This window comes from Vreelandella halophytica, from assembly GCF_968193635.1.
The window spans coordinates 1,670,707-1,697,110 of the sequence record NZ_OZ309107.1; the positions used below are offsets into that span (position 1 = coordinate 1,670,707).

Annotated in this window: 20 protein-coding genes; 16 read left to right on the forward strand and 4 right to left on the reverse strand. The window is 61.0% G+C overall.

Going from position 1 to position 26,404, the window contains the following annotated elements; all coding sequences use genetic code 11:
• The first annotated feature begins 130 nt into the window (after positions 1–130).
• The 8 genes from ACWHXT_RS07900 (at position 131) to acpS (ending at position 8,104) form a co-directional block, all read left to right on the forward strand.
• The gene (locus ACWHXT_RS07900) at positions 131–1,552 is read left to right on the forward strand and encodes a DegQ family serine endoprotease (protein ID WP_447928925.1); all 1,422 of its coding nucleotides are present in this window, start codon (positions 131–133) and stop codon (positions 1,550–1,552) included.
• A 259-nt stretch (positions 1,553–1,811) separates the two neighbouring features.
• On the forward strand, positions 1,812–3,626 hold the full coding sequence (gene lepA / locus ACWHXT_RS07905; RefSeq protein WP_447528648.1) for a translation elongation factor 4: 1,815 nt from the start codon (positions 1,812–1,814) through the stop codon (positions 3,624–3,626).
• A 15-nt stretch (positions 3,627–3,641) separates the two neighbouring features.
• Complete coding sequence (gene lepB / locus ACWHXT_RS07910; protein WP_447928926.1) at positions 3,642–4,445, forward strand: signal peptidase I; 804 nt, start codon at positions 3,642–3,644, stop codon at positions 4,443–4,445.
• Positions 4,446–4,485: 40 nt separating this feature from the next.
• Entirely contained in the window at positions 4,486–5,181 is a 696-nt protein-coding gene (gene rnc / locus ACWHXT_RS07915; protein ID WP_447928927.1) for a ribonuclease III, read from the forward strand.
• Entirely contained in the window at positions 5,178–6,077 is a 900-nt protein-coding gene (era, locus tag ACWHXT_RS07920) for a GTPase Era (protein WP_447928928.1), read from the forward strand. The genes rnc and era overlap by 4 nt, the downstream gene beginning before the upstream one ends.
• An 11-nt stretch (positions 6,078–6,088) precedes the next feature.
• Positions 6,089–6,781, forward strand: a complete 693-nt coding sequence (gene recO / locus ACWHXT_RS07925) for a DNA repair protein RecO (RefSeq protein WP_447957848.1) — start codon at positions 6,089–6,091, stop codon at positions 6,779–6,781.
• Positions 6,782–6,889: 108 nt separating this feature from the next.
• The gene (gene pdxJ / locus ACWHXT_RS07930) at positions 6,890–7,723 is read left to right on the forward strand and encodes a pyridoxine 5'-phosphate synthase (protein WP_447957849.1); all 834 of its coding nucleotides are present in this window, start codon (positions 6,890–6,892) and stop codon (positions 7,721–7,723) included.
• 3 nt (positions 7,724–7,726) lie between these two features.
• Positions 7,727–8,104 carry a holo-ACP synthase gene (gene acpS / locus ACWHXT_RS07935; RefSeq protein ID WP_447895893.1) on the forward strand — a complete coding sequence of 126 codons (378 nt, stop codon included), beginning with the start codon at positions 7,727–7,729 and terminating at the stop codon, positions 8,102–8,104.
• Here acpS and ACWHXT_RS07940 read toward each other — a convergent pair.
• Complete coding sequence (locus ACWHXT_RS07940) at positions 8,101–10,818, reverse strand: ATP-binding protein (protein WP_447957850.1); 2,718 nt, start codon at positions 10,816–10,818, stop codon at positions 8,101–8,103. The two genes, acpS and ACWHXT_RS07940, sit on opposite strands and share 4 nt — an antisense overlap.
• Before the next feature lie 90 nt (positions 10,819–10,908).
• Here ACWHXT_RS07940 and cysM point away from each other — a divergent pair, with 90 nt between their 5' ends.
• From cysM to rluF, 6 genes are all read left to right on the forward strand, one after another.
• On the forward strand, positions 10,909–11,805 hold the full coding sequence (cysM, locus tag ACWHXT_RS07945) for a cysteine synthase CysM (RefSeq protein WP_447929129.1): 897 nt from the start codon (positions 10,909–10,911) through the stop codon (positions 11,803–11,805).
• A 62-nt stretch (positions 11,806–11,867) separates the two neighbouring features.
• Positions 11,868–13,286 (forward strand): 23S rRNA (uracil(1939)-C(5))-methyltransferase RlmD, encoded by a 1,419-nt coding sequence (rlmD, locus tag ACWHXT_RS07950; protein WP_447957851.1) that lies wholly within the window; start codon positions 11,868–11,870, stop codon positions 13,284–13,286.
• 67 nt (positions 13,287–13,353) lie between these two features.
• The gene (relA, locus tag ACWHXT_RS07955) at positions 13,354–15,627 is read left to right on the forward strand and encodes a GTP diphosphokinase (RefSeq protein ID WP_447957852.1); all 2,274 of its coding nucleotides are present in this window, start codon (positions 13,354–13,356) and stop codon (positions 15,625–15,627) included.
• Entirely contained in the window at positions 15,627–16,454 is an 828-nt protein-coding gene (gene mazG / locus ACWHXT_RS07960) for a nucleoside triphosphate pyrophosphohydrolase (RefSeq protein ID WP_447958018.1), read from the forward strand. Before relA ends, mazG begins: the two co-directional genes overlap by 1 nt.
• A 155-nt stretch (positions 16,455–16,609) precedes the next feature.
• The gene (ppc, locus tag ACWHXT_RS07965) at positions 16,610–19,258 is read left to right on the forward strand and encodes a phosphoenolpyruvate carboxylase (RefSeq protein ID WP_447957853.1); all 2,649 of its coding nucleotides are present in this window, start codon (positions 16,610–16,612) and stop codon (positions 19,256–19,258) included.
• Between the two features lie 73 nt (positions 19,259–19,331).
• Positions 19,332–20,429, forward strand: a complete 1,098-nt coding sequence (gene rluF, locus ACWHXT_RS07970; RefSeq protein WP_447957854.1) for a 23S rRNA pseudouridine(2604) synthase RluF — start codon at positions 19,332–19,334, stop codon at positions 20,427–20,429.
• A gap of 3 nt (positions 20,430–20,432) precedes the next feature.
• On the opposite strand, the gene ACWHXT_RS07975 is transcribed toward rluF, so the two are convergent.
• Genes ACWHXT_RS07975 through ACWHXT_RS07985 form a run of 3 tightly spaced genes read right to left on the reverse strand, consistent with a single transcriptional unit; the run spans position 20,433 to position 22,764 of the window.
• On the reverse strand, positions 20,433–21,101 hold the full coding sequence (locus ACWHXT_RS07975) for an anthranilate synthase component II (protein ID WP_447895900.1): 669 nt from the start codon (positions 21,099–21,101) through the stop codon (positions 20,433–20,435).
• Positions 21,098–22,492: an anthranilate synthase component I family protein gene (locus tag ACWHXT_RS07980; RefSeq protein ID WP_447957855.1), complete on the reverse strand. Its 1,395-nt coding sequence runs from the start codon at positions 22,490–22,492 to the stop codon at positions 21,098–21,100. Before ACWHXT_RS07980 ends, ACWHXT_RS07975 begins: the two co-directional genes overlap by 4 nt.
• Positions 22,489–22,764 (reverse strand): Trp family transcriptional regulator, encoded by a 276-nt coding sequence (locus tag ACWHXT_RS07985; protein ID WP_447928939.1) that lies wholly within the window; start codon positions 22,762–22,764, stop codon positions 22,489–22,491. Before ACWHXT_RS07985 ends, ACWHXT_RS07980 begins: the two co-directional genes overlap by 4 nt.
• 147 nt (positions 22,765–22,911) lie before the next feature.
• Here ACWHXT_RS07985 and ACWHXT_RS07990 point away from each other — a divergent pair, with 147 nt between their 5' ends.
• Positions 22,912–24,807: a monovalent cation:proton antiporter-2 (CPA2) family protein gene (locus ACWHXT_RS07990; RefSeq protein WP_447957856.1), complete on the forward strand. Its 1,896-nt coding sequence runs from the start codon at positions 22,912–22,914 to the stop codon at positions 24,805–24,807.
• 184 nt (positions 24,808–24,991) lie between these two features.
• The gene (locus ACWHXT_RS07995; protein WP_447957857.1) at positions 24,992–26,395 is read left to right on the forward strand and encodes a tetratricopeptide repeat protein; all 1,404 of its coding nucleotides are present in this window, start codon (positions 24,992–24,994) and stop codon (positions 26,393–26,395) included.
• Positions 26,396–26,404: the final 9 nt, after the last annotated feature.

Below are 26,404 nucleotides of genomic sequence, written 5' to 3' on the forward strand. Positions count from 1 at the left end.
TTGACGACGTTTGATAAGACGGATTTGCAGGCCTTTGAAACGCGCTTTAAAGCAGGGCATTGGCCTGCTTGTCGGCTCTTCGAGCCAATTCCTTCCCCGGTTAGCAGTTGTTTGATTAGGAGCTTTATCCATGAGGCGCTTGGTTGTTTCCTACTCGCTTTGGCTATGCCTTGCCACGCTATTGGTGTTCGGTCAAAGCGCTTACGCGCAGAACCTTCCCGATTTTACCGAGCTGGTCGAAGATGCCGCCCCGGGCGTCGTCAACATATCGACCAGCCGAACGATTCAGCGAAGCGGTCCCGATATGCGTGGCTTCGGTGGCCAGGATATCCCGGAAATTTTCCGCCATTTCTTTGGTGACAACTTCCCATCGCCCCCGGGCCAGGGCGGGCAAGGCGGTCGCGAGCGTAGCGAAGAGCGCCAGTCCCTGGGGTCGGGGTTCGTGATCAGCGCCGATGGGTTTGTCTTGACCAACGCCCACGTGGTGCAGGATGCCGACGAAATTCTGGTGCGTTTGAACGATCGTCGTGAGCTCGAAGCGGAGCTGATCGGTAGCGACACACAAACCGACGTCGCGCTTTTAAAGATCGACGCCAACAACCTGCCGGTACTCAATCTGGGCAACTCCGATGATCTGCGGGTCGGTGAGTGGGTGGCCGCTATTGGCTCGCCCTTTGGTTTCGATCACTCGGTAACGGCGGGAATCGTCAGCGCCATCAATCGCACGCTCCCCCGCGATGCCTACGTGCCGTTCATCCAAACTGACGTCGCCATCAACCCCGGAAACTCCGGTGGGCCGCTTTTCAACCTCGATGGCGAAGTCATTGGAATCAACTCCCAGATATTTACCCGCAGCGGTGGCTTCATGGGACTGTCGTTTGCGATTCCGATCAACGTCGCCATGAACGTCGCCGATCAACTGCGTGAAGATGGTCACGTCAATCGTGGCTGGCTTGGGGTGATGATTCAGCCGGTTTCCCGGGATTTGGCCGAGTCCTTTGGCATGGACGATGCAATTGGTGCACTCATTGCCGACCTGGACCCCCAGGGCCCAGCCGCCGAGGGTGGCCTGCAGGCCGGCGATGTGATTACCGCCGTCAACGGCGAAGAAGTCGACCGTTCCAGCACGCTGCCGCGTTTGATCGGCCGGGTAGCACCTGGCAGTGACGTAACGCTCACCCTGATGCGCGACGGCGAGCAGGTCGAAGAGACCGTCGAGCTGGGCGACTGGCCCGACGCGGGGCAAGAAGGTAACGCCAATCGCAGCGACGAGCAGGTGCGTTTGGGCGTCAGCGTCGGCGAGGTGGAAGCCGAGCTCAAGGAGCGCCTGAACATTAGCGGCGGCGTGGAAGTGCGCCAGGTTGAGTCAGGCAGCGTGGCCGCCGACGCCGGGCTACTTCCTGGCGATATCCTCGTCAGTGTCGATCATCGCAGCGTTTCCAGCGCCGAGGAGCTCGAAAGCATCGTCGAGGAGCTTCCCAGCGACCGGGCTATTCCCATTCGTCTCTATCGCGAAGGCCGCTCGCTGTTCGTGGCGCTTCGCCTTGAGTAGGCAGTGGTTCAAAGCCCGCGCGTAGCGGATGCGATCAAAACGCCCCGGCCTGTCCGGGGCGTTTTGCCAAGTGGCAACGGTCAGGCGCGTAACGATGTAAACGGGCGTTTGAATGCGCCGCGGGCAAGGGGTGAGATTGGAATGAACATAGCACCCACGTCTTGCTAACGGTACAATGCGAACAAATTTTTAATGCGACTATCTGCGCCGCTTGGTAAATCGTTCAGAGTTGCGACCTCATACCGGATTTAAACGGCTAATGACCCAAGAAAACACCAGTAAAATTAAGCACATACGAAATTTTTCGATTATCGCTCACATCGATCACGGCAAATCCACGCTGTCGGATCGATTGATTCAAACCTGTGAGGGGTTGACCGAGCGCGAGCTCAAAGAGCAGGTGCTCGACTCGATGGACATCGAGCGTGAGCGGGGTATCACCATCAAGGCGCAATCGGTCACGCTCAATTACACCGCCGCGGATGGCCAGGTGTATCAGCTCAATTTCATCGATACGCCGGGCCACGTGGACTTCTCCTATGAAGTATCCCGCTCGCTTTACGCCTGCGAAGGCGCGCTTTTGGTGGTCGACGCCGCCCAGGGCGTCGAGGCGCAGTCGGTGGCCAACTGCTACACCGCCATCGAGCAAGGCCTGGAAGTGCTGCCGGTACTCAACAAAATCGACCTTCCCCAGGCCGACCCGGACCGGGTGGCCCAGGAAGTCGAAGAAATCATCGGCCTGGACGCCACCGACGCCTGCCAGGTATCCGCCAAAAGCGGTATCGGGATCGATGCGCTGTTGGAACGGCTGGTGCGTGACATTCCGCCGCCCAAGGGCGACCCGGACGGCCCGCTTCAGGCGCTGATCATCGACTCCTGGTTCGACAACTACCTCGGCGTGGTTTCTTTGGTGCGCCTTTTCGACGGCACGCTCAAAAAGGGCGACAAGATTCGTATCAAGTCCACCGGGCGTGACTGGAATACCTCGGAAGTGGGGATTTTCACGCCGCTTCGAAAAGAGACCGGCGTGCTGCGCGCCGGCGAGGTGGGCTTCATCGTCGCCGGCATCAAGGAAATTCACGGCGCGCCGGTGGGCGATACGATCACCCATACCAAAACGCCGGACGTTGCGCGCCTGCCGGGCTTTCAGAAGGTGAAGCCCCAGGTCTACGCCGGCATGTTCCCGGTCAGCTCCGACGACTACGAAGACTTCCGTGACGCGCTGGAGAAGCTCGCCCTCAACGATGCCTCGCTGGATTACGAGCCGGAAAATTCCGACGCCCTGGGCTTTGGCTTTCGGGTCGGCTTTCTCGGCACGCTCCACATGGAAATCGTTCAGGAGCGCCTCGAGCGCGAGTACGACCTGGACCTTTTGACCACCGCGCCCACCGTGGTCTACGAGCTCGCCATGAAAAACGGCGACACGCGCTATATCTCCAACCCCTCGAAGCTACCCGACATGGCCGACGTCGAGGAGATGCGCGAGCCTATCGTTCGGGCGAGCATTCTGGTACCCCAGGAGTTCGTGGGTAACGTGATCACCGAGTGCGAGCAGCGCCGCGGTTTCCAGAAGGACATGCAGTTTCTGGGCAGCCAAATCCAGCTCAGCTATGAGCTGCCCATGTCCGAAGTGGTCATGGATTTCTTTGATCGCCTAAAGTCGATCTCCAAGGGCTACGCGTCGCTGGAATACAACTTCGAACGTTTCGAAGAGGCCAAGCTGGTGCGCCTGGACGTGCTGATCAACGGCGACAAGGTCGACGCGCTGGCGGTGATCATTCACCGCGACCATGCCCATTCCCGCGGGCGATTGCTGGTCGAGAAGATGCGCGAGCTGATTCCACGCCAGATGTTCGATGTGGCGATCCAGGCGGCCATTGGGGGGCAGGTCGTGGCGCGCTCGACGGTCAAGGCTCTGCGCAAGAACGTGACCGCCAAATGTTACGGCGGCGACGTGAGTCGTAAGAAAAAGCTATTGGAAAAACAGAAGGCCGGTAAGAAACGGATGAAGCAGGTGGGGCGTGTCGAAATTCCCCAGGATGCCTTCCTTGCTGTGCTCAAGGTCAACGACTAGGAAGACGACACCCTCATGGATTTTTCACTACTACTGGTACTGGCCGTCGTAATTACCGGGGTCATCTATTTACTCGATGCCCTGTGGTTTCGCTCGCGACGCAAAAAGCGGGTGGTCAATGCCGAGCAAGCCGCAGACGATGGGCTGGACCCCGCTACCCGCGAGAAGCTCGAAAAAGAGCCCTGGCCCATCGACTACGCGCGCTCGCTTTTTCCCGTGCTGCTGGTCGTGCTGGTGGTAAGAAGCTTTATTGTCGAGCCCTTTCAAATACCGTCGGGCTCCATGCGGCCCACCCTGGAAGTGGGCGATTTCATTTTGGTCAATAAATTCGCTTACGGGCTGCGCCTGCCGGTCGTCCACGAGCGCTTTGTCGAAATCGGCGAGCCCGAGCGCGGCGAGGTGATGGTGTTTCGCTTTCCCGACGAACCCTCGGTGAATTTCATCAAGCGCGTCGTCGGGCTGCCAGGCGACCGTGTTCGCTACGAAGGCAAGCAGCTTTACATCAACGGCGAGCCGGTGGCCAAGACGCTCGTCGAAGAGGGGCCCAGCGCATCGCCCCAGCAGCTTCTATTAGAAGAGCGGCTGGGACGCATGAGCCACGCCATTTATAACAACCCCCGCGATCCGGGTCCGCAAATGGGTGAAGTGATCGTGCCCGAAGGCGAGTACTTCATGATGGGGGATAACCGGGACCAGTCCAACGATAGCCGCTATTGGGGTTTCGTACCGGAAGAGAACATCGTCGGCCGCGCGTTTGCCGTGTGGATGCACTGGGACGGCGGTTTACCCAGTTTCTCAAGCGTAAGGCGGATCGAATGAGTGGGACCACCCAGGTTAACGTCGAAGACGTAGGAGCATCGTGAGTAATTCCTTGAACGCTTTTTGCCGACGGATCGGCTACACCTTTAGCGATGACATGCTGCTGGAGCTAGCCATGACCCACCGAAGTTATGGTGGGCGTAACAACGAGCGCCTGGAATTTCTGGGCGACTCCATCGTGAACTTCGTCATCGCCGAGGCGCTGTTTCAGCGCTTTCCCCAGGCGCGCGAAGGCCAGCTTTCTCGCCTGCGCGCGCGGCTGGTAAAAGGCCAGACCCTGGCCGAGCTTGCTCGCGAAATGGCTTTTGGCGAGTGTTTGCGTTTGGGGTCCGGCGAGATGAAAAGCGGCGGGCACCGGCGCGAGTCGATTCTGGCCGACGCGGTCGAAGCAGTGATTGGCGCGATCTATCTGGACGCCGGTATGGAGGCGGTGCGCGAGCGCGTAATGGCCTGGTACTCGGACCGTTTGGAAAGTACCTCGCTACAGGACACCCAGAAAGACCCGAAAACTCGTCTGCAGGAGTTTTTGCAGTCGCGTCAGGCGGCGCTTCCACGTTACGAAGTCGTTTCCGTCAAAGGCGAAGCCCACGCTCAGACCTTTACCGTCGAGTGCTATATCGATCTTTTAAACGAGCATACGACCGGTAAGGGCCCCAGCCGGCGCCACGCAGAGCAGCAAGCCGCCGAGCAAGCGCTCACCCATCTTGAAAAAAATCCTGGAGACCACGCGTCATGAGTCAAACCTGCGGCTTTGTGGCCATTGTTGGGCGGCCTAACGTAGGCAAATCGACCCTCATGAATCGCATACTGGGGCAGAAAGTGTCCATCACCTCGCGGCGCCCGCAAACCACGCGCCACCAAGTCATGGGCATCAAAACCGTCGATGAAACCCAGTTCATCTATGTCGACACGCCAGGCATGCACATCATGTCAAAGGATCGCAACAAGGCGATCAATCGCTTCATGAATCAGGCCGCCACCCAGGCACTGCGCGATGTCGACTGTGTGGTCTTCATCATCGACCGTACGCGCTGGTCTGACGAGGACCAGGCGGTGCTTGCGCGCCTCGAGCACGTAAAGGCGCCGGTGATCCTGGCGGTCAACAAGGTAGACCGCCTACAGGACAAGGCCTCGCTTCTGCCCTGGCTTAGTGAAGTCGGCGCGCGGCGCGACTTCGCCGCCGTCATTCCGATATCCGCCAAGCACGGCACCCAAGTGGATACCCTCGAGGAGGAGGTCGCCAAGTACCTGCCCGAGAGCATTCACTTTTTCCCGGACGATCAAATTACCGATCGAAGCCTGCGCTTCATGGCCGCGGAGCTGGTCCGCGAAAAAGTCATGCGCCAATTGGGTGACGAACTGCCGTATCAGATGACCGTGGAGATCGAAGAGTTTCGTGAGACCGAGCGCATCACCCACATCAGCGCGTTGATTTTGGTCGAGCGCCAGGGCCAAAAGGTGATTTTGATCGGTGAGAACGGTGACCGGCTCAAGAGCATCGGCCGCGAGGCACGCCTGGACATGGAGCGCACCCTGGGGACCAAGGTCATGCTCAATCTATGGGTGAAGGTCAAGCGCGGCTGGTCCGATGACGACCGCGCGCTGAAAAGCCTGGGATATGATCTCGATTGAGTGCAGGCGCGATGGCCGAACCCGCCTTTTTGCTCCACCGGCGCGCGTACCGCGAAACGAGCGCCCTGGTGGATCTACTCACGCTCAATCACGGGCGTATCCGGGCGGTGGCCCACGGCGGCCAGCGCCCGGGCTCTAAATCCCGCCAGCGGTTGCAGCCTTTTACGCCGCTGTTCGTGGCCTGGCGTGGCGAGCGTGATCTCAAGCGGCTGACCTTAATGGAGTCGCGCGGGCATACCGCGCTATTGGCCGGGGAGGGGCTTCTGTGTGGGCTTTACGCCAACGAGATCGCCACTCGGCTATTGCCGCTGGAGCTCGCCGCCGAAGAAGTATTCGCCTTCTATAGTGCGCTGCTCGATGCGCTGCCTACCCCGGCGCTGCGCGGGCTGGCGCTGCGTCGCTTCGAGTGGTCGCTGTTGGAGGCGCTCGAAGCCACGCCGCGTTTCGTGACACCGGGGGGCGAGGCGGTGGACCCTCAAGGGCGCTATCGCTTCGATGCGCAAAGCCGCGCCTTCGTGCCCTTCGAGCAGGGCATCGAAGGGCGTGTGCTGCGCTATCTTGACCAGGGCGACTGGGAGCCCGAAGGCCTGGCCGGGGCGCTCAAGAAGGTGATGCGCGCCGCGCTCGCCCCGCACCTGGGCAGCAAGGCGCTGCGCTCGCGGGAGCTGATGCTCGATTTGGCTCGCCGCCGGGCACGGGTTTAACCCGGCTACCTTTCGCCATCGAGCGCCATTGAACGCTTTCAACATTTTGTTAATAGATAGCCGCTCAGCGCGGCTATCGAAACGAACGACCTCGCACTGGAGAGCGCTATGCACCCACCGCGGATTTTACTCGGTGTCAATATCGACCACATTGCCACGCTACGCCAGGCTCGGGGGACGCGCTACCCCGATCCAGTACAGGCTGCACTGCTTGCCGAAGAGGCCGGGGCGGATGGCATCACCGTGCACCTGCGCGAAGACCGCCGCCACATTCAGCCTCGTGACGTGCGCCTGCTTGCCGAGGTGCTCAATACGCGTATGAACCTCGAGATGGCGGTGACCGAGGAGATGCTCGCGCTTGCCGAAGAGCTGCGTCCGGCCCACGTTTGCCTGGTACCGGAAAAGCGCGAAGAGCTGACCACCGAAGGCGGGCTCGACGTGGCGGGAAATTTCGAGCAGGTCCAGGCCGCCTGCCAGCGCCTGGGTGAGGCCGGTTGCGACGTGTCGCTATTCATCGACCCGGAGAGCGCGCAGATCGACGCCGCTCACCGCGCCGGCGCGCCGACCATCGAACTTCATACCGGGGCCTTTGCCGAGGCGGTAATGGGCTCGCAGGCGGCCAATGACGAATACGCGCGCTTGAACGCGGCCGCAGTGCAGGCGGTATCGCTTGGGCTCGTCGTCAACGCCGGCCACGGCCTTCACTACCATAACGCCGAAGCCATCGCGGCGCTGCCCGGCGTCAACGAGCTCAATATTGGCCACGCGATCATCGCGCGGGCGCTGTTCGTGGGCTTGAAAGAGGCGGTCGCCGAAATGAAGCGGCTGATCATTGCCGGCCAGGAGGCCGGGCTGATGGCCGCGCTGGATAGCCACGATCACGAACACGAGCACGCCCATGAGCATGACCACGACCATGAAAACGGCTGCTGCGGACACTAGGCCGTGATTGTCGGTATCGGGTCGGACATCGCTCGGGTCGCGCGCTTTGAAACGGCGATCGAGCGTCACGGCGAACGTTTCGCCGCACGTATTTTGGGCGCGGACGAACACGCTCGCTGGTTGGAAAAAAACCGCCCGGTGGCGTACCTTGCCAAGCGCTTTGCCGCAAAGGAGGCGTTCGTCAAGGCGCTGGGGCTGGGACTTCGCGCCGGTATGCAGTGGCGCGACATCCAGGTGCTCAACGACGCCCTGGGCAAGCCCGCGCTTTCGCTAAGTGGCGAAGCGCAGCGGCTTTTCGAGCAAAGCGGCGCGCAAACGGCACATATCACGTTAAGCGACGAGGCCGAGTATGCGCTGGCGTTCGTGGTGCTGGAGCGCTAGCCCGGCGTGTCGCGATACCTCATGAGCGTATCGATCGCGCTTAAAAACGCCTGCACCGGCGTTGCGAGGGCGGCGCTGCTAGTCGTTTCCTGAGTCGCCGCTAGGTGATCGCGCAGTGCGCTTTCAAGCGCGTCCGCCGCTTCGCCAAGCGCCGGGGTGCCGCAGTAGCGGCACGCGCCATTCAAGGCATGTGCCTCCTCTAAAAGCGCCGCGTCATCTTGTTGGGCGAGCGCTTCTTCAATACGCGTTTTGGCCGCGGGCAGGCTCTCGATCAGACGCATCAGCTGGGTAACGGCCAGCGCCTCGCTGCCCCCGGCCAAACGTTTACCCCGAGCCAGGTCGACCGCGAGCGGCGCTGTTGAATGGTCATCGGCCGGCGCGTGCCCGACGCTTTGCAGCGCCGACTGGCTTGGGTCTTCCAGCGTCATGTCTAAAAAGCGCTCGAATAGCCGGTTCAGCGCGGCCTCGTCGACGGGTTTGACCAGTACGTCGTCAAAGCCCTGGGCTAACCAGCGCTGGCGCTTTGCATCCGGGGCCTGGGCGGTCACCGCGATGATCGGACAGCGTGACCAGGCGCCTTTCAAGCGTCTCAAGGCGTGGGTGGTTTCGACGCCGTCCATGCCTGGCATACGAATATCCATTAGCACCAGATCGAAGGGCGCCGCCTGGGCGTATTCAAGCGCTTGCTTACCGCTAGCCGCCAGGGTGATGTGTATCCGCTCGCTCTCTAAAATGGCCTTGAGCAGCGCCCGGTTGGGGGCGTTATCGTCGACGATGAGTACGTCCAGCGCCTGGCGCTCGGCCGGCGGCTCAACCGCCAGGGGCGGCACCGTGGGCGGGTCGAGCAAATGCGCCAGTGCGTTGATCATTCGCTGGCGGGTAATCGGCTTGCTGACGATATCGCCGCCGTAGGGCATGTGCCAAGTCGTGGTATCCGGCGGCGGGCCGAGGGCGAGTATCAGCGTGGGGCACTTTGCCTGCTCGATCACCGCTTGCCAGTAGGCCTGGCGCTCGTCGATGAAGTCGGCAGGGCCCAAAGCGAGTATCAAAAGCGCTTCGTCACCGGCATCGACAAACGAGACCGGCTGCGCGCCCCAGTTCAAAAGCCAGTTCTCCAGCGCAAAGCGGCTAAGGCGGTGAGGCTCGTGTAGACGCACGGCTTTGTGGTTCAAATCGAGCGGGGGAACTTGCGCTGTCGCGGCATGCGCCTGCAGCGCCAGGGTGAACGTAAAGCACGCGCCCTGGCCCTGGGCGCTTTCCACGCCTATTTCGCCGCCCATGCGCTGGACCAGCTGGCGGCATATACTAAGCCCCAGGCCGCTGCCGCCGTACTCCCGGGAGTGGCTGGGCGATGCCTGGGTAAAGGCGTCGAAAAGCCCTTGCTGCTGCTCGTCGTTCAACCCGATGCCGGTATCGGTCACGCTGATGGCGAGCACGACGTGCTGACCCTCTTGGCGCTCGAGGCTGGCGCGCACGATGATTTCACCTTCGCAGGTAAATTTCAGGGCGTTACTGATCAAATTGTTGAGGACCTGCTGGATTCTCAGCGGGTCACCGCAAAGCGGCGTGGGAATATCGTCGTAGGCAAGCCCCACCAGGTGAAGCTCTTTACGCTGCGCCTCCGGGGCGTTCAGGCCAATCGCTTCGTCCACTACGCTTGCGATATCGAGCTCGCGCTCTTCCAGGGTCAACTGGTCGGCTTCCAGTTTCGAGAAGTCGAGCACGTCGTTGACCAGCACCATGAGGTTTTCGCAGGCACAGTGAACCTGGCCAAGCCACTCCTGTTGGCGCGTATCCAGCGGCGAGCGACTCAGCAGGCGGCAAAACCCGATAATACCGTTGAGCGGGGTGCGGATTTCGTGGCTCATGTTGGCGAGAAATTCCGACTTGGCCGCGTTGGCCTTGAGGGCGCTACGATGGGCCAGGTCGAGCTTGATACTCTGTTCTTCGACGGTTTCTATCGATTCGTAGAGCTCCTGAGTGGCCTGTTCGATCTGGCTTTGCATATCGCGGCTATAGTGCTGAAGATGCTCGCCCAGCACGTTGATGTTTTTTCCCAATTCGTTGAACTCGCTGACCTCGTGCATGGCCAGCGTGCGGCCGTAGTCGCCGTGGGAAAGCCGGTAAAGTGCCTGGTTGGCGCGCTCCAACGGGCGGATGATCGAGCGGCTGATCGAAAGCGCGGCGGAGAGCAGCAAAAGCCCCAGTAAAATGGCGCCAAAGCTTAGGGTAGCGATCAGTTTGTAGCGCTCCAGCGTCAGCGCCCGGGTGTTGACCTCGGCTTCGAGCCAGCGGCCGCTCCCCGAGTCCCCGCCGGTTTCGGGGCCGGCGTAGGCGGTCAGTGGCATCTGCAAACGCCAAACGTCCTGGTCTTGATTGAGACGAGTAGTGCGAGGCACGTTCAAGCGCTGGGCGGCGGGCATCGGGCGGCCAAGCATCAGCACCCGGTTGCCTTGCTCGTCGTAAAGCGATAGCGCGCGCAGGTTTTTGTACTCCATCAACTGGCGCGACAGGCGCTCCAGGCGCGGCTCGTCCCCTTTGGCCATGGCATCGTTCAAGTCCGGCGCGAGTATTTCGCTGGCACTCACCAAACGCTCGGTGAAAACGCGCTGCTGAGTCGTACCGTTTTGAAGCACCAAAAAGACCGCCATGGCGGCGTAAACCAGTAGCGGAATGCCCAGCAGGGCCAGCAGCAAGCGTGTATTCAAGGACATGTAAGAAACTCATTGATTCGATGGGTTGCCTGTCCAGCCACAGGCAGCCCCGATATAATGCCGTATAAAGGTGACGATAAGGAACGCATGATGGACTATCCCACGCTTGAAGATGTAATTGGCAATACCCCGCTGGTGCGTTTGACGCGTATCAGCGCCGGGCGCAACAACACGCTGCTGGCCAAACTCGAGGGCAATAACCCGGCGGGGTCGGTAAAAGATCGCCCGGCGCTTTCGATGCTCGCCGAGGCCGAAGCCCGCGGAGAGATCGCCCCGGGGGATACGCTGATCGAGGCAACCTCGGGCAATACCGGCATTGCGCTGGCCATGGCGGCGGCCATCAAGGGTTATAATATGGTGCTGGTCATGCCCGAAAACGCCTCCAGCGAGCGTAAACAAGCCATGGCCGCTTACGGGGCCACGCTGATTTCGGCCAGCCAAAAGGGCGGCATGGAGGAGGCCCGGGATATCGCCGATGAGATGATCGCCAAGGGTGAAGGCAAGCCGCTCAATCAGTTTGCCAACGCGGACAACCCGCTGGCCCACTACCGAACCACCGGGCCGGAGCTTTGGCAGCAAACCGGTGGCGAGATCACTCACTTCGTAAGCTCCATGGGCACGACCGGCACCATCATGGGCGTATCACGCTATCTAAAAGAGCAAAATAGCGCGATCGAAATCGTCGGCCTGCAGCCGGAAGACGGCGCCAGTATCGCCGGTATTCGCCGCTGGCCCGAGGCGTACCTGCCGGCCATTTTCGAAGCCCCTCGGGTGGATACCGTGTTGGATATCGGCCAGCAAGAGGCGGAAGAGCATATGCGCCGGCTGGCGCGGGAAGAAGGCATTCTGGCCGGGGTCTCCTCCGGGGGAAGCCTTGCCGGGGCGCTGCGCATCGCCGAGCAGGTCGAGAACGCGGTGATCGTCTTCATCGTCTGCGACCGGGGCGACCGTTACCTCTCCACCGGGCTTTATGCGCCCGCGCAGTAGCGCTTGGCTCAATTAAATGTGTAAGGATTCTCTGTTTTTGAAAACCGTTTTGGATAACCATCATGCTGGGTAAAAAGCGGCCACCGCGGCCCAAGTCGGGCCACTCCGGGCTTGCCCGTACGCCACCGGGTGCCCCGACCAAAGGCGCCGAGGGTAACACCTTGATCATCGACCGGCTGGCCCACGACGGGCGCGGTATCGCCCATAGCGCGGCGGGCAAGACCGTGTTCGTCGACAAGGCGCTGCCCGGGGAAGAGGTCGAAGCGGCCGTGCATATCGAGCGTAAGCGCTTTGACGAGGCGCACATAAAGCAGCGCCTTACCAGCGCCGAGAGCCGGGTGGCCCCGCCGTGCCCCTATTACGAGCGGTGCGGCGGGTGTGATCTTCAGCACCTGAATCTGGCCGCCCAGCGCGAACACAAGCGCCAGGTGGTCAAAGAGCTCTTCGCCCGTCAGGGTATCGAGCTTGCCCGTATCGACGCGCTCGACGGCTCTTCAGAGCACTACCGGCGCCGGGCACGGCTCGGCGTGCGGCTGGATTCACAGGATAACGTGCTGCTGGGTTTTCGCGCGGCGGGCAGTCACCGGCTGGTGAGTATCGATCATTGTCATGTGCTCGTCCCCGAGCTTTCCGCGCTGATTGCCCCGCTCAAGGCATTGCTGGAAACCCTCGATGCCCCCAAACAGGTCGGCCATATCGAGCTCATCAAACCGGCCGGCAAGCCGGTCCTGCTGGTCCGCCAGTTAAAGGCCAACGTCCATGACGCCCAGGCGTGGCAAGCCTTCGCCAACGAAAAGGGCATCAATGTAGGCGCCTGGGTAGGCCGCGAAGAGCCGGTGCTCGAGTGGTATGGCGAGCCCCCCACCCTCGAGGACACGCTGAGCCTGCCCGCTGGGTTGAAATCGCCAGATGCGCCCGCGCGCTTGGCGCTGGGCTTCAGCCCCGGCGATTTTTTGCAGGTCAACGCCGAGGTCAACCAGCAAATGATCGACCGGGTGATCGAGTGGCTGACACCGACGCTGGCATCATCAGCCGCGCCACGTGTGCTTGATCTCTTCGCGGGGATCGGTAACTTTAGTTTGCCCTTGGCGGTTGCCGGTGCTCGGGTGCTCGCCGCCGAGGGCAGTGCCGCGATGGTCCAACGTATCGCGACCAACGCCGAGCGGTATCGGCTCGATATCGCCGCCCGGCAGGTGGATTTGAGTCAGCCCGCGCGTCTTGGCGAACTTTTCGACGTGTGCGAGGCGATCGACGCTGTGGTGCTCGACCCGCCCCGGGGCGGCGCCGAGGCCATTTGCCACGCCCTGGGCGAGCGCCGAGTCGCACAGGTGGTCTACATCGCCTGCGACCCGGCGACACTGGCGCGGGATGCGGCCACGCTTTTGCAAAAGGGCTATCGGATCACGGACGTCACCGTCGCGGACATGTTCCCGCATACTGCCCATATCGAGACGCTGGTGCTGTTCGAATACGCAGGCTAAGCCACCGTTGGCGCTTTCCCTAAACGCGGGGGTAAAGCGCCGTTAGTTGAAAGGATGAGTCATTGCCATGGTGAAAGTGCGTGAAGACCAGCCGCTGACGCAAGGCGGCAAGGTGGATATAGAGCAGTGGTTGACGCGCTTGAAAGAGAGCGTGCGCCTGCCGGAACCCGAGCGGCTGGTCGAAGCCTGCGAGCTTGCCGAAGTGCTCGAGCGCCAGGCACCGCAAACGCACCGCGTGTGGCTCTCGCCGGGCACCAATTTTCGCATGGGCCTGGAGATGGCGGATATTCTGGCGGACTTGAAGCTCGACCAGGCCACGCTGGAAGCGGCGGTGCTGTACCGCTCGGTGCGCGAAGGGCTGGTGAGCCTGGAGGCGATTACCAAGCGCTTTGGTGAAGAGGTCGCCACGCTGATCGACGGCGTGCTGCAAATGGCCGCCATTAGCTATCCGTTGGCTTCTCACCAGGCCATGAGCCAGCACAACCAGCAGGAGAACCTGCGTAAGATGCTGGTCAACATGGTCAGCGACGTGCGCGTGGCGCTCATCAAGATCGCCGAGCGCACCTGCGCGCTGCGCCAGGTCAAGGATGCGCCTCGGGACAAATGCCTGCAGGTGGCCCGTGAAGTCGCCGATATCTACGCGCCGCTGGCGCACCGCTTAGGCATCGGTCAGATCAAGTGGGAGCTCGAGGATCTCTCGTTTCGCTACCTTCATGAAAACGACTATAAAACCATCGCCAAATTGTTGGCCGAAAAGCGCCTGGACCGGGACCGCTATATTCAGGACGTGGTTCAAACGCTCGAGTCCTTGATGCGCGCGCAGAATATCAACCGCTTCGATGTCAAAGGTCGCGCCAAGCATATCTACTCGATCTGGCGCAAAATGAAGCGCAAGCACATCGATTTCTCCCAGGTCCACGACGTGCGCGCGGTGCGCATTCTGGTGCCTGCGGTGACCGACTGCTACACCGTGCTGGGTATCGTCCACTCGCGCTGGCACCACGTATCCAACGAGTTCGACGACTATATCGCCAACCCCAAAAAGAACGGCTATCAGTCGCTGCACACCGCGGTCGTAGGCCCGGAAAACAAGGTGCTCGAGATTCAGATCCGCACCTTTAGCATGCACGACGAAGCCGAGCTTGGCGTGTGCGCCCACTGGCGCTACAAGGGCCACGACACCAACGCCAAAAGCGGCAGCTACGAAGAGAAGATCGCCTGGCTTAGGCAGGTGCTCGAGTGGCAGGACGAAGTGGGCGGCTTTGGTGATCTGCGCGAGGGCCTTTTGAGCGATGTCGCCCCGGACCGCATCTACGTCTTCACACCGGATGGCCACGTAATCGATTTACCCCGTGTGGCCACGCCGATCGATTTCGCCTATCGGGTGCATACCGAGATCGGCCATCTCTGCCGCGGCGCGAAAATCAACGGGCGGATCGTACCGCTCAACTACAAGCTGAAAACCGGCCAGCAGGTCGAGATTCTGACCGCCACCAAGGGCGGGCCGAGCCGCGATTGGCTCAATCCGAGTCTTGGCTACGTACGCACCTCCCGCGCGCGGGCCAAGATTCAGGCCTGGTTCAAACACCAGGCGCGGGACCAGAATTTGGAAGAGGGCCGCGCGCTGTTCGAGCGCGAGATGAAGCGCTTGGACGTCGACGGCCTGAACCTTCAAAAGCTCGCTGAAGCGGTCAACTACCAAAATGCCGACGACATGTACGCAGCCCTTGGCGCCGGCGACCTGCGTATTGGCCAGGTGCTCCACCAGGCGCAGCAGCTGTTCGGGGAAAGCGACGATCAGGAGCAGTTGGAAAGGCTTTTGGCCAAGCCGCGCCGCCAGCCCAGCAAGGCCGTTCAAAGCGATATCACGGTGCTGGGGGTGGGGAATCTCAAGACCAGCATGGCGAACTGCTGTAATCCGGTGCCCGGCGAGCCGATCCTCGGTTTCATCACCCAGGGGCGGGGGGTCACCATTCACCGCCAGGAGTGCTCCAACGTGCTGCAACTGCGCATGGAAGAGCCCCAGCGCATCATCGAGGTAGAGTGGGGCGAGCGTGCCCATACCCGCTACCCGGTGGCCATCGAGATCCAGGCTTGGGACCGCTCGGGGCTTCTGCGCGACGTGACCGGCCTACTGGGCAACGAAAAGGTCAACGTGCTGTCGGTCAATACCTTGACCGATACCGACGAGGGCATTGCTCGGCTGCGTATTACCCTGGAAGTCGACGGTCTTGAAACCCTGGGGCGGCTTTTCTCGCGCATCCAACAGCTTCCCAACGTGACCGAAGTGCGCCGGCTGCGCGACGCGGACCCGGAAAAGCCCGCGAAAGGGGGCCTATGATGCGCTATGACCTGAATGATTTGCTCGCCCTGATGCGCGTGCTGCGCGACCCGGATCAAGGCTGCCCCTGGGATATCGAGCAACATTGGCAAAGCATCGTGCCACACACCATCGAAGAGGCCTACGAAGTAGCCGATGTCATCGAGCGTCAGGCGTATGAGGAGCTTCCCGGTGAGCTTGGCGACCTGCTTTTTCAGGTCGTCTACTACGCCCAGTTCGGCGCCGAGGAGCAGCGTTTCGATTTTTACGACGTCGTCGATGTGCTCACCACCAAGATGATTCGCCGCCACCCCCACGTGTTCCCGGAAGGCACGCTGGCCTCGCGCCGCCCGCCCGGTGTCAGCGCCAAAGAGGTCGAACAGCGCCAGGTAAAGAGCCGCTGGGAGTCGCTAAAAGCCGACGAGCGCGCCGGGCGCCCGGCAAGCACCGCCTCGGCGCTGGACGATATTCCGCTGGCGCTGCCTGCGCTCAACCGCGCCAACAAGCTCTCCAAGCGCGCTGCCCGGGTGGGCTTCGACTGGCCGGATACCCGCGGCGTCATCGAAAAAATCCGCGAAGAGCTCGACGAGGTCGAACAGGCCCTCGATGAAAACGATCGCGAGCACGCCCAAGAGGAGGTCGGCGATTTGCTCTTTGCTACGGCGAATTTAGCCCGCGCGTTGGGCTTTGACCCGGAAGCGTGCCTGCGCGGCACCAACGCCAAGTTCGAGCGGCGCTTTCGCTATGTCGAGCGCGCGCTGAGTGCCGAGCAGCGCCCGACAGGTAGCGCCACCCTGGAAGAGATGGAGCACCACTGGCAGGCCGCCAAACGACAAGAGACCGAATAGACGCCATCGTTTGAGAGAAACGGTTTCAGTAAAACGGTTTAAATAAAGCAGCCCATCAAAACAGCTATTTAAAACAGTTCTTCAAAACAGTTCTTCAAAACAGCCCGGGCGAAACGAACCGGGCTTAAAAACAACGAATTCCAAGGAGGTCAGGTATGAGTCATGATTTACACGAGTCCCTGCGGGAGAACGTACGTATTTTGGGCGACAGCCTGGGCCGCACCATTGCCGACGACCTGGGCCAGCCGTTCGTCGATAAAATCGAGACGATCCGCGCCCACGCCAAACAGGGCCGCCAGGGCGATACGCTTCAGCAGCGCGCGCTGATTGAGTATCTGCGCGAGCTGCCCGAGCGCGATCTTCTGCCGGTGACCCGGGCGTTCAACCAGTTTCTCAACCTGGCCAATATTGCCGAGCAGCACTACCGGGCGCGCTTTCGCCGGGTCGAAGACTACAAGCCCGGCATGCAGCCCGCGCTCGGCGAGCTCTTGAACCGTGCTCGCGAGGCCGGCAACTCGCCGCGCTCGCTGGTCGAAACGCTTGCCAACATGCGCGTCGAGCTGGTGCTGACCGCTCATCCCACGGAAGTCATTCGCCGCACGCTGATTCAAAAGTACGACGCCATCGACGACTGCTTGACCGCTATCGAAAGCGCCGATGACTACCCGGAGCGCGGCGAGCGCGCCCGTGGGCGCCTGAACGAGCTGATCAGCCAGGCCTGGCACACGGACGAGATTCGCCACGAGCGCCCCACGCCGGTGGACGAGGCCAAGTGGGGCTTTGCGGTGATCGAGAACTCGCTTTGGCAGGCGGTGCCGGATTTTCACCGCGACCTGGATAACCTGCTGCTGGAGAGTGCCGGCGAGCGCCTGCCGCTGGACGCCGCACCGATCCGCTACGCTTCCTGGATGGGCGGCGACCGTGACGGCAACCCGAACGTCACCGCCCGGGTCACCCGCGAGGTGTTGCTGCTGGGCCGCTGGATGGCCGCGGATCTGTACCTGCGTGATCTGGAGCAGCTCAAGACCGAACTCTCCATGTGGAAGGCCAATAGCGCCCTGAAAGCCGAAGTCGGCGAGGCCACCGAGCCCTACCGCGAGCTTTTGAAACGGCTTCTGACCCGGGTCGAGGCGACCCGAGACTGGGCGAAGGCCGAACTCGACGGGCAGAACTTCGATGGTGGCCCGATCATCGAAACGCGTGATCAGCTCTACGCGCCGCTTTTGGCCTGCTACCGCTCGCTGTGCGATGTGGGCCTGGACACCATCGCCAACGGCGCGCTGCTCGATACCCTGCGCCGGGTGGCGGTGTTCGGCGTCACGCTCACCAAGCTGGATTTGCGCCAGGAAGCGAGCCGCCACGCCCAGCTGATGGAAGAGCTCACGAGCGAACTGGGCCTGGGTCACTATCAGCAGTGGGACGAGTCCGCCCGCCAGGCGTTTTTGCTCGAGGAGCTTGCCTCGAACCGGCCGCTGATTCCAAGGCGTTGGGAGTGCTCGGCGGAGTCCCGCGAGGTGATCGATACCTTCAAGGTGATCGCAAGCGAACACGCCGAAGCGCTGGGCACTTACATCATTTCCATGGCCGCCGAGCCTTCGGACGTGTTGACCGTGGCGCTGCTCATGAAGGAGATCGGCGGGCGGGTGACGCTGCCCATCGCGCCGCTTTTCGAGACGCTCAACGACCTGGATAACGCCGCCGGGGCGATCGACAAACTGCTGGCGCTGCCTGGCTACCGGGCGCTGGTGAAGGACCGCCAGGAGGTGATGATCGGCTACTCGGACTCCGCCAAGGACGCCGGTCAACTCGCGGCTGCCTGGGCGCAGTACCGCGCCCAGGAGTCTTTGGTCGAGGTGTGTAAGCGCCATGGCGTGGATTTGACGCTGTTTCACGGCCGCGGCGGCACCGTAGGCCGTGGCGGCGGCCCGGCCCACGCGGCGATTCTCTCCCAGCCGCCCGGGTCGGTGAACGGAAGCCTGCGCGTGACCGAGCAGGGCGAGATGATCCGTTTCAAGTTTGGTCAGCCGGATATCGCCCTTCGCTCCATGGAGATCTACGCCTGCGCGGTGCTCGAGGCCACGCTCTTGCCGCCGCCGGCCCCGGAACCCAAGTGGCGCGAGGAGATGGACAAGCTGGCGAGCGTCGCCCATGCCGGTTATGTGGGCGTGGTGCGCGAAGACCCGGATTTCGTCCCCTATTTTCGTGCGGTGACCCCGGAAGGGGCGCTCGGTCGGCTGCCGCTGGGTTCACGGCCGACCAAGCGCCGCCAGGACGGCGGCGTGGAAACTTTACGCGCGATTCCCTGGATATTCGCTTGGACCCAGATTCGTTTGATGCTGCCGGCCTGGCTGGGTAGCGGCGAAGCCTTTACCGAACGCCTCGCCCAGCCTGGTGGGCGCGAAGTGCTTCAGGAAATGCGCAACCAGTGGCCATTCTTTGGTACCTACCTGGACATGCTGGAGATGCTGCTGGCGAAGGCGGATGTCGCCATTGCCGCCTACTACGAGCACCGGCTGGTCGACGAGCCCTCGCTCAAGGCGCTGGGCAAAAAGCTCAGAGAGCGTTTCGAGCGTTTGGAAGTCGCCGTGCTGGATATCGCGGGTCAAGAGGCGCTGTTGGAAAACACGCCATTGATCCGCCAGGCGATCGACGTGCGCAATCCCTACATCGACCCGCTTCACGGCTTACAGGCCGAGCTTTTGCAGCGTAACCGGGACGCCGACGGGGCGATCAGCGCCGATCTATCTCGCGCCCTGATGGTGACCATGGCGGGTATCGCCGCGGGGCTGCGCAACACCGGCTAGACGCTAGGCAAAAGCCTTCTTGCCGCCGCCCTCGGGTGGCGGCGTTTCATTTTTAACGCAATTCAGGCGTGCTATGTCGCTTAAAAAATCGACCCGAATCAACAAGTACATCAGCGAGAGCGGGCTTTGCTCGCGCCGTGAGGCCGACCGCTTCGTCGAACAGGGCAACGTATGGCTCAACGGGCGCCGCGCGACGACCGGCGATCAGGTGGTGGCGGGGGATCGGGTCAAGGTCAACGGCCAGGAGATCGAACCCCAGGAGGAAGAGGACCTGGTGCTGATCGCGCTCAACAAGCCGGTGGGCATCGTCAGCACCACCGAGTCGAGCGAAAAGGACAACATCGTCGACTTCGTCCAGCACGGCGTTCGTATCTTTCCCATTGGCCGCCTCGATAAGGACTCCCAGGGGCTGATCTTTCTGACCAACAACGGCGACCTGGTCAATAAGATCCTGCGCGCCAACAACCAGCACGAAAAAGAGTACGTGGTTACGGTGAATAAGCCGGTGACCGATGACTTCATCGAAGGCATGCAAAAGGGCGTGCCGATTCTTGGCCAGGTCACCAAAAAGTGCAAAGTGGAGCGCCTGACCAAATTCAGCTTCAACATTACCCTGGTGCAGGGCCTCAACCGCCAGATTCGCCGCATGTGCGAATACTTTGGGTTCGAGGTCACCGAGCTCGTACGTACGCGGATCATGAACGTCTCGCTCAAGGGGCTGGCCACCGGCGACTGGCGCGATCTGACGCCCAAAGAGATCGATACGCTAAGTGAGTTGATCAAGGACTCCGACCCGACCCCCGATGCGCCCAAAAAGCCGCGCGCGCCCAAGGGCGGGGCGCAAAAGCCCCAAGCCAATAAAGGCGCCGGAGGCGGGCAGGGCGCGGGAAGAAGTGCGGGTAGCAATACGGCGAAAGGTGCCGGCAAGCCTGGCGGTAAAGCAACGCCGCCTGGCAAGCGCAAAGAGGCGAAAGCTGGTGCCCGGGGCGGCAAGCCCCAGGGCGCGGGTAAAGCCGCCGCCGGGGCCAAAGGCAAGCCCGCGGGGCGGGGCAAGCTGGTCAAAGCCGGCGGCGCGGGTAAGGCCAGTACCAAGGGCGCATCCACCGGTAAACCGGCAGGCAAGGCGCCGGGGCGGGGCAAGGCGGGCAAGCCCGGCCCACGGCGCAAGTAAGGCTTACTGGTAAGGGGCGAACAGGAAGTTGCCGATCAGCTCCTTGCCGCCTTCGGTGGCGAAGGATTCCGGGTGGAACTGGATACCGTGAATAGGGTAGTCGCGGTGTTTGACGCCCATCAGCTCGAACTCCCCCGCGGCCTGCCAGCGCGCGCGCTCGGCGAAGCTCTCCGCGCCAAGCCCGCCTACCGTGGCGGTTACGTCCAAACACTCGGGGAGCGAGGCCGCATCCGCAATCAGCGAGTGGTAGCGCATCACCTCGAGCTGGTCCGGCACGCCGTTGAAGACCGAGCGGTGGTTGTGGTTGATCGGGCTGATCTTGCCGTGCATGGGCAGCGGTGCCTTGATCACCTGACCGCCGAATACATGCACGATACCCTGCATCCCCAAACACACGCCCAGCAGCGGCGTGGTCGTGCCGAGTTTTTCGATTACATCAGAGCAGACGCCGAAATAGCGCGGGTCATCCGGTGAGCCGGGGCCGGGGGAAATGATGATGCGGTCCGCCTCGAGCGCTTTCACCTCTTCGAAATCGATCTGGTCGTTGCGCTTGACCAGAATCTCGAAGCGTTCGATGGCGCCCCGGTTTTTCTCGACGCTTAAAATCTCACCAATGAACTGATACAGGTTGTAGGTGAAAGAGTCGTAGTTATCGATGATCAGCACCTTCATGCGGGGCTCTCCGTATCCATAAAGGGGGCCAGGGCTTTGCGCGTGCCGGCGAATTTACGGCGAATTTCCTCGTACTCGTCCTCGGCGTTGGAGTCGAACACGTTGCCGCCACAGGTTTGTACGTACGCGCGCTCGCCGTTGACGAACACGGTACGAATGGGAATCGCGAAGGTGCAGTCGCCGTTGAAGGAGAACTGGCCCACCGCGCCGCCGTAGGGCCCACGCCCGTCGACTTCCAGCTCGTCGATGATTTTCATCGCTTCGATCTTGGGCGCGCCGGTGAGCGTGCCGGCGGGGAAGTTGCTGGCAAGGGCGGTGAACATATCCTCGTTTTGGTCGATGATGCCGACGATCTCGCTGGAGATATGCTGCACGTGGCTAAAGCGCTTGATGTCCATCAGGCTTCGCACCTTGACCGTGCCGAACTGGGCGACCCGGCCGATGTCGTTGCGGTGCAGGTCGACGATCATATTGTGCTCGGCGATCTCCTTGGGGTCGTTCAAAAGCGTGCGGGCAAGCTGAGTGTCTTCCTGCTCGGTCTTGCCCCGGGTGGTCGTGCCGGCCAACGGGAAGGTCTCCATTTCGCCCTGGCGCAGGCGAAAGAGAAGCTCCGGGCTTGCACCGATCAGGCGCTGCTCGCCGAATTTGACGTAGTACATCTGCGGCGACGGGTTGATGCGTCGAAGCTCGCCGTAAAGCGCCAGGGTGTCGCCTTCGACCTTGAAGCGCTTTTTAAAGCCGACCTCACACTGAAAGATCTTGCCGTCGATGATGTCCTGCTTCACTTTAGCGACCGCCCGGGCGTGCTCGGCCTGGCTCATGGTGTCGCCCTGGGCGGTAATTTTCAGCGCCCCCGGGGTCACGTCGTCGGTGTCGATCAGGTTTTGAAGAAACTCGAAGCGGCTATGGTCATAGTAGAAGTAGGTGACCTCGCCGGTCATCTTATCGAGAATCAACCCGTCTTTATAAAGGCCGAAGCGAAAGGTATCGAAGTCCTCGCTTGCCTTGAGGGAGAGCGAGGGCTCGAAATACTGCATGGCGTCGTAGCCAAGATAGCCGGAAAGGCCGCCGGCGTACTTGCGCGAAATAATGTTTTGCGGCATTAGCGAGCGTAAAAGCTCATAAGGGTTGTCGCTTGGGTAGGCGTTGGTCTCGCCGTCCCGGTGCTCGATGGTGAGCGATTGGCCGTTGGCGTAAACCAGGTACTCCGGGTCGAAGCCGATGATGGAGTGGCGCGCCATGTGGCTATCTTCGCCGAGGGATTCGAGCATGTAGCAATTATCGAAAGCGCGTTCGATTTTCTGAAACAGCGCGAAGAAATCGCAGTCGGCGGCAAGCGTCACGTAGTGGGGCTTGCGCGGCAGGCTAAACGGGGTCGGGCCGGCACTCATGGGGTATCCTTGTGGGCAGCGGTAGCGGGTAAAAATGCCTTGGCGCCGCGCGAAACCGTCGCGATGCCAACGCCCAGGGTTTCGGCGATTTTACGGTGCGCCACCCCCTCGTCGAGGAGCTTAAAAATTTGTAGCCGTTTACTGATTTCCTGATATTCTGAAGGCGTTAGCAGGCTATCTAATGCGCTATCCATCGCCTGTGCCGAGTCAACATCGAGCAAGTAGCGCACGAGCTGCGCCCTGTAATCATCTTCCGGTACGTTTTTGGACACGATGAAACCGCCTCATTAATCATTCAATCATTATGTACTAGCGTACTAGTACATAATGATTGAACCCTCATTGTCAAGCCGTGTTCTAAAGCGCGCTTTTTACACACTCCATTACACGTCATCGCGTCAACCCCCATCGAGAGATCAATGACCCAGTACTTCATTCAGGCTTTTATCTATTTATTGGCGGCCGTCATCGCCGTACCGTTGGCCAAGCGTTTCGGGCTGGGCTCGGTACTGGGGTATTTGGTGGCCGGCGTTGCGATCGGCCCAATTCTTGGGCTGGTGGGGCAAGAAACCGATACCATTCAGCACTTCGCCGAGTTCGGCGTGGTGATGATGCTGTTTCTGGTCGGGATGGAGCTCGACCCTAAAAGCCTCTGGGCGATGCGCGTGCGCCTTTTGGGCCTGGGTGGGCTGCAGGTGGTGTTGAGCGCTGCCGCGGCTACCGCCATTGGCGTGTGGTTAGGCGCGGCCTGGCAAACCTCGCTTGCGGTGGGGTTGGTGCTGGCGCTTTCGTCCACGGCGATCGTGTTGCAAACGCTCAATGAGAAGGGCCTTGCCGCCACCGAAGGCGGGCGCAGTGCCTTCTCCATTTTGTTGTTCCAGGATATGGCGGTGATTCCCATCCTGGCGCTTATTCCGCTGCTGGCGATGCCCGGTATCGACTCGAGCGGCGGCCAGGCAAGCCACGAAAGCTTCGATCTCGTCTCGCACCTGCCGGGTTGGGCCCACGCGCTCGTGGTCATCGCCGCGGTGGGAATGGTGATTGGCGCAGGTTACTACCTGATGCCGCTGCTGTTTCGCTACGTGGTGAAGTCCAACCTGCGAGAGATATTCACCGCCAGCGCTCTGATGTTGGTGATCGGTATCGCCGCATTGATGGGGCTGGTCAATCTCTCCCCGGCACTCGGCGCGTTTTTGGCCGGGGTCGTACTGGCCAATAGCGAGTTCAAGCATGAGCTCGAGGCCAATATCGAGCCCTTCAAGGGGCTGCTGCTCGGGCTTTTCTTTATCACCGTGGGGGCGGGTATCAATTTTGAGGTGCTGATCGAGCAGTGGCCGGCGGTTATCCTGCTGGGCCTGGGCGTCATGGCGGTTAAGGGCGCGCTTTTAATAAGCCTGGCCTACGTGTTCCACATTCGTGGCAGTAACGGCTGGCTCTTGACCCTGAGCCTGGCCCAGGCCGGCGAGTTCGGCTTCGTATTGTTAACCTATACCCGCCAAAATAGCGTGATCGGCCAGGAGCTTGCCGAGCTTTTGTCGCTGGTCGTGGCGTTCACCATGTTCTTGACGCCGCTTCTTTTTATCGCTTTCGACAAGCTCGTGGTGCCGCGTTACCTGGAAAGTAAAACCCAGCCCGAGGCCGAAGAGTTCGACGAGCAGTCGCCGGTCATCGTCGCCGGGGCCGGGCGCTTTGGCCAAATCGTTTGCCGGCTTTTAAGGGCCAGCAACGTGCCCTTGGTCGCGCTCGATCTCGAACTCAATCAAATCGAAAACGCCCGGCGTATCAACATCAAAAGCTATTTCGGCGACGCCAGCCGCGGTGATCTGCTGGCGCGGGCGGGGATCGAAAAAGCCCGCCTGTTGGTGGTGGCTATCGACGATCTCGATCGCGCGGTGCACACCGTGGAGCACGTCAAACGCTACTATCCGAACGTATGGGTGCTGGCCCGCGCCTACGACCGGGGCCACGGCTACCGCCTGCGCGAGGCCGGGGCCGATGACGTCGTCAGCGAAACCTATCATTCGGCGCTCGAGCTTGGCAGCCACGCGCTGACGGCCCTGGGCGTTCATCCGCTGCGCGCCAAGCAGATGGCCTGGTCCTTCGTGCAAAACGAAGACGCCCACGACGCCGAACTATTCAACGCCTGGCAGGAAATCGAAGGAGGCCAGCGGTTTAGCCGCCGCTACGGCGAACTCTTCATGCGCCTGGAAGAAGCGCTGAGCCAGGCCATGGACGAGCAGGAAAACGAGCCGCAGAAAGAGGATGTTCCGGTGTGGACAGCGCCGCTGGAAGAGTCGGATTCCAGGGGTCGATAGCAACGAGTTAGTTACGCGAACGAAGGCGATTAAACCGTTCGCGATAAACTTTTTTATGCCAAGAAACGCACTTCGCCGGATATCTAGCGCGAAGTGTTTTTTTGTTCATTGTTTCAAAAGAGGAATGGCGATCATATAAGGAGTCTGTAATAATTAAAATTTAATTAGACTCGGATCGCCTTGCATGTTTAGTCGTTTATCTATCGCTGCAGTAACTCTGAATCTTCTCCTGATTGCCAGCCCGAGCTGGAGCCAGGTCGAGGATAACGCGGCTACTCCTCCTATTGAAAACTCCTCGAGTGTCGATATCGAGCAACTTTTTGCCCAAGCTAAACAGGGTGACGCGTGGTCACAATACGAACTCGGAAGCAGCTACCGTTACGGTACGAATGTCGAACAGAATAGCCGGGAAGCGTTGAAGTGGCTTCGCCTATCGGCCAAGCAGGACCAGCCCGATGCCCAGTTCATGCTGGCGGGTATGTACTATACAGGGCTAGGTGTCGAAAGAAGTTTCAGTAAAGCGGCCGAACTCTATCACTTGGCCGCTGAGCACGAGGTGCCCGATGCTCTCTATAATCTGGGTGTGATGTATCGCGACGGTGAAGGTGTCATACAGGATTATGAGCGAGCTGTTCAATGGTTCGAAGACGCCGCAGCGCTTGGCGTATTGGACGCTTATAGTAACCTGGGGTGGCTTTACTACAACGGCAACGGGGTTGAGCCAAGTGTCAGCGAGGCCTTGAAGCTGTTCACCCAAGCGGCTGAGCTAGGTCATGCGGGGGCCCAATATCAGTTGGGCATCATGTACGATGACGGCGAGGGCACGCCCGTTGACCCAGACGCGGCCACCGACTGGTTCCGCCGCGCTGCCGTACAGAATCACCTCGATGCCCAGTTCGAGTTGGGCTACCGCTATGATATCGGAAGAGGCGTTGCCCAGAATAGCCTTCAGGCACTTGAATGGTACCGCCCGGCAGCCGAACAAGGGCACAGCGTCGCCCAGCTCAATATCGGAATACTTTACCGCGACGGTGCCGAAGGCATCGCACAGGATAGCGAAGCCGCTGCCGAGTGGTTCAGACTCGCAGCGGAACAAGGCGATGGCGATGCGCAGTTTGAGCTCGGGCTGATGGCCGACCTTGCCGCTCATCCTGAAGAGGCCCAGCGCTGGTACCAGCTTGGGGCCGATCAAGGGCATATCGACTCCCAGTACAATCTCGCTGAACTCTACAGCCGCTACCCAGGCCTTGAACAAGATGGACAGACCGCCGAGTACTGGTTCCGTCTGGCTGCCGAGCAAGGCGATAGCGACGCACAGACCACACTGGGCGTGATGTACCAGACCGGCCAAGACGTGCCGCGCAATCGCGTGTTGGCCCTGCAGTGGTTTCATCGTGCGGCCGTCCAAGGCAACGCTATTGCTCAATACAATCTAGGCAGCATGTATGTGCAAGGAGACAGCATCCCGGTGAGCTATGGCGATGCCGTTTACTGGCTCAATCAGGCAGCCCAGCAGGGAAGTAAGAACGCCCAGCTGGTATTAACACTGCTCTATATCGAGTCGTTAGCAGAGGCCGCTCAGCCGTAAACGCCTTTT

Coding starts and splice junctions, on each gene's coding strand:
- ACWHXT_RS07900 (WP_447928925.1), top strand. CDS start 131: ATGAGGCGCTTGGTTGTTTCCTACTCGCTTTGGCTATGCCTTGCCACG.
- lepA (WP_447528648.1), top strand. CDS start 1,812: ATGACCCAAGAAAACACCAGTAAAATTAAGCACATACGAAATTTTTCG.
- lepB (WP_447928926.1), top strand. CDS start 3,642: ATGGATTTTTCACTACTACTGGTACTGGCCGTCGTAATTACCGGGGTC.
- era (WP_447928928.1), top strand. CDS start 5,178: ATGAGTCAAACCTGCGGCTTTGTGGCCATTGTTGGGCGGCCTAACGTA.
- recO (WP_447957848.1), top strand. CDS start 6,089: ATGGCCGAACCCGCCTTTTTGCTCCACCGGCGCGCGTACCGCGAAACG.
- pdxJ (WP_447957849.1), top strand. CDS start 6,890: ATGCACCCACCGCGGATTTTACTCGGTGTCAATATCGACCACATTGCC.
- ACWHXT_RS07940 (WP_447957850.1), bottom strand. CDS start 10,818: ATGTCCTTGAATACACGCTTGCTGCTGGCCCTGCTGGGCATTCCGCTA.
- cysM (WP_447929129.1), top strand. CDS start 10,909: ATGGACTATCCCACGCTTGAAGATGTAATTGGCAATACCCCGCTGGTG.
- rlmD (WP_447957851.1), top strand. CDS start 11,868: ATGCTGGGTAAAAAGCGGCCACCGCGGCCCAAGTCGGGCCACTCCGGG.
- relA (WP_447957852.1), top strand. CDS start 13,354: ATGGTGAAAGTGCGTGAAGACCAGCCGCTGACGCAAGGCGGCAAGGTG.
- mazG (WP_447958018.1), top strand. CDS start 15,627: ATGCGCTATGACCTGAATGATTTGCTCGCCCTGATGCGCGTGCTGCGC.
- ppc (WP_447957853.1), top strand. CDS start 16,610: ATGAGTCATGATTTACACGAGTCCCTGCGGGAGAACGTACGTATTTTG.
- rluF (WP_447957854.1), top strand. CDS start 19,332: ATGTCGCTTAAAAAATCGACCCGAATCAACAAGTACATCAGCGAGAGC.
- ACWHXT_RS07975 (WP_447895900.1), bottom strand. CDS start 21,101: ATGAAGGTGCTGATCATCGATAACTACGACTCTTTCACCTACAACCTG.
- ACWHXT_RS07980 (WP_447957855.1), bottom strand. CDS start 22,492: ATGAGTGCCGGCCCGACCCCGTTTAGCCTGCCGCGCAAGCCCCACTAC.
- ACWHXT_RS07990 (WP_447957856.1), top strand. CDS start 22,912: ATGACCCAGTACTTCATTCAGGCTTTTATCTATTTATTGGCGGCCGTC.
- ACWHXT_RS07995 (WP_447957857.1), top strand. CDS start 24,992: ATGTTTAGTCGTTTATCTATCGCTGCAGTAACTCTGAATCTTCTCCTG.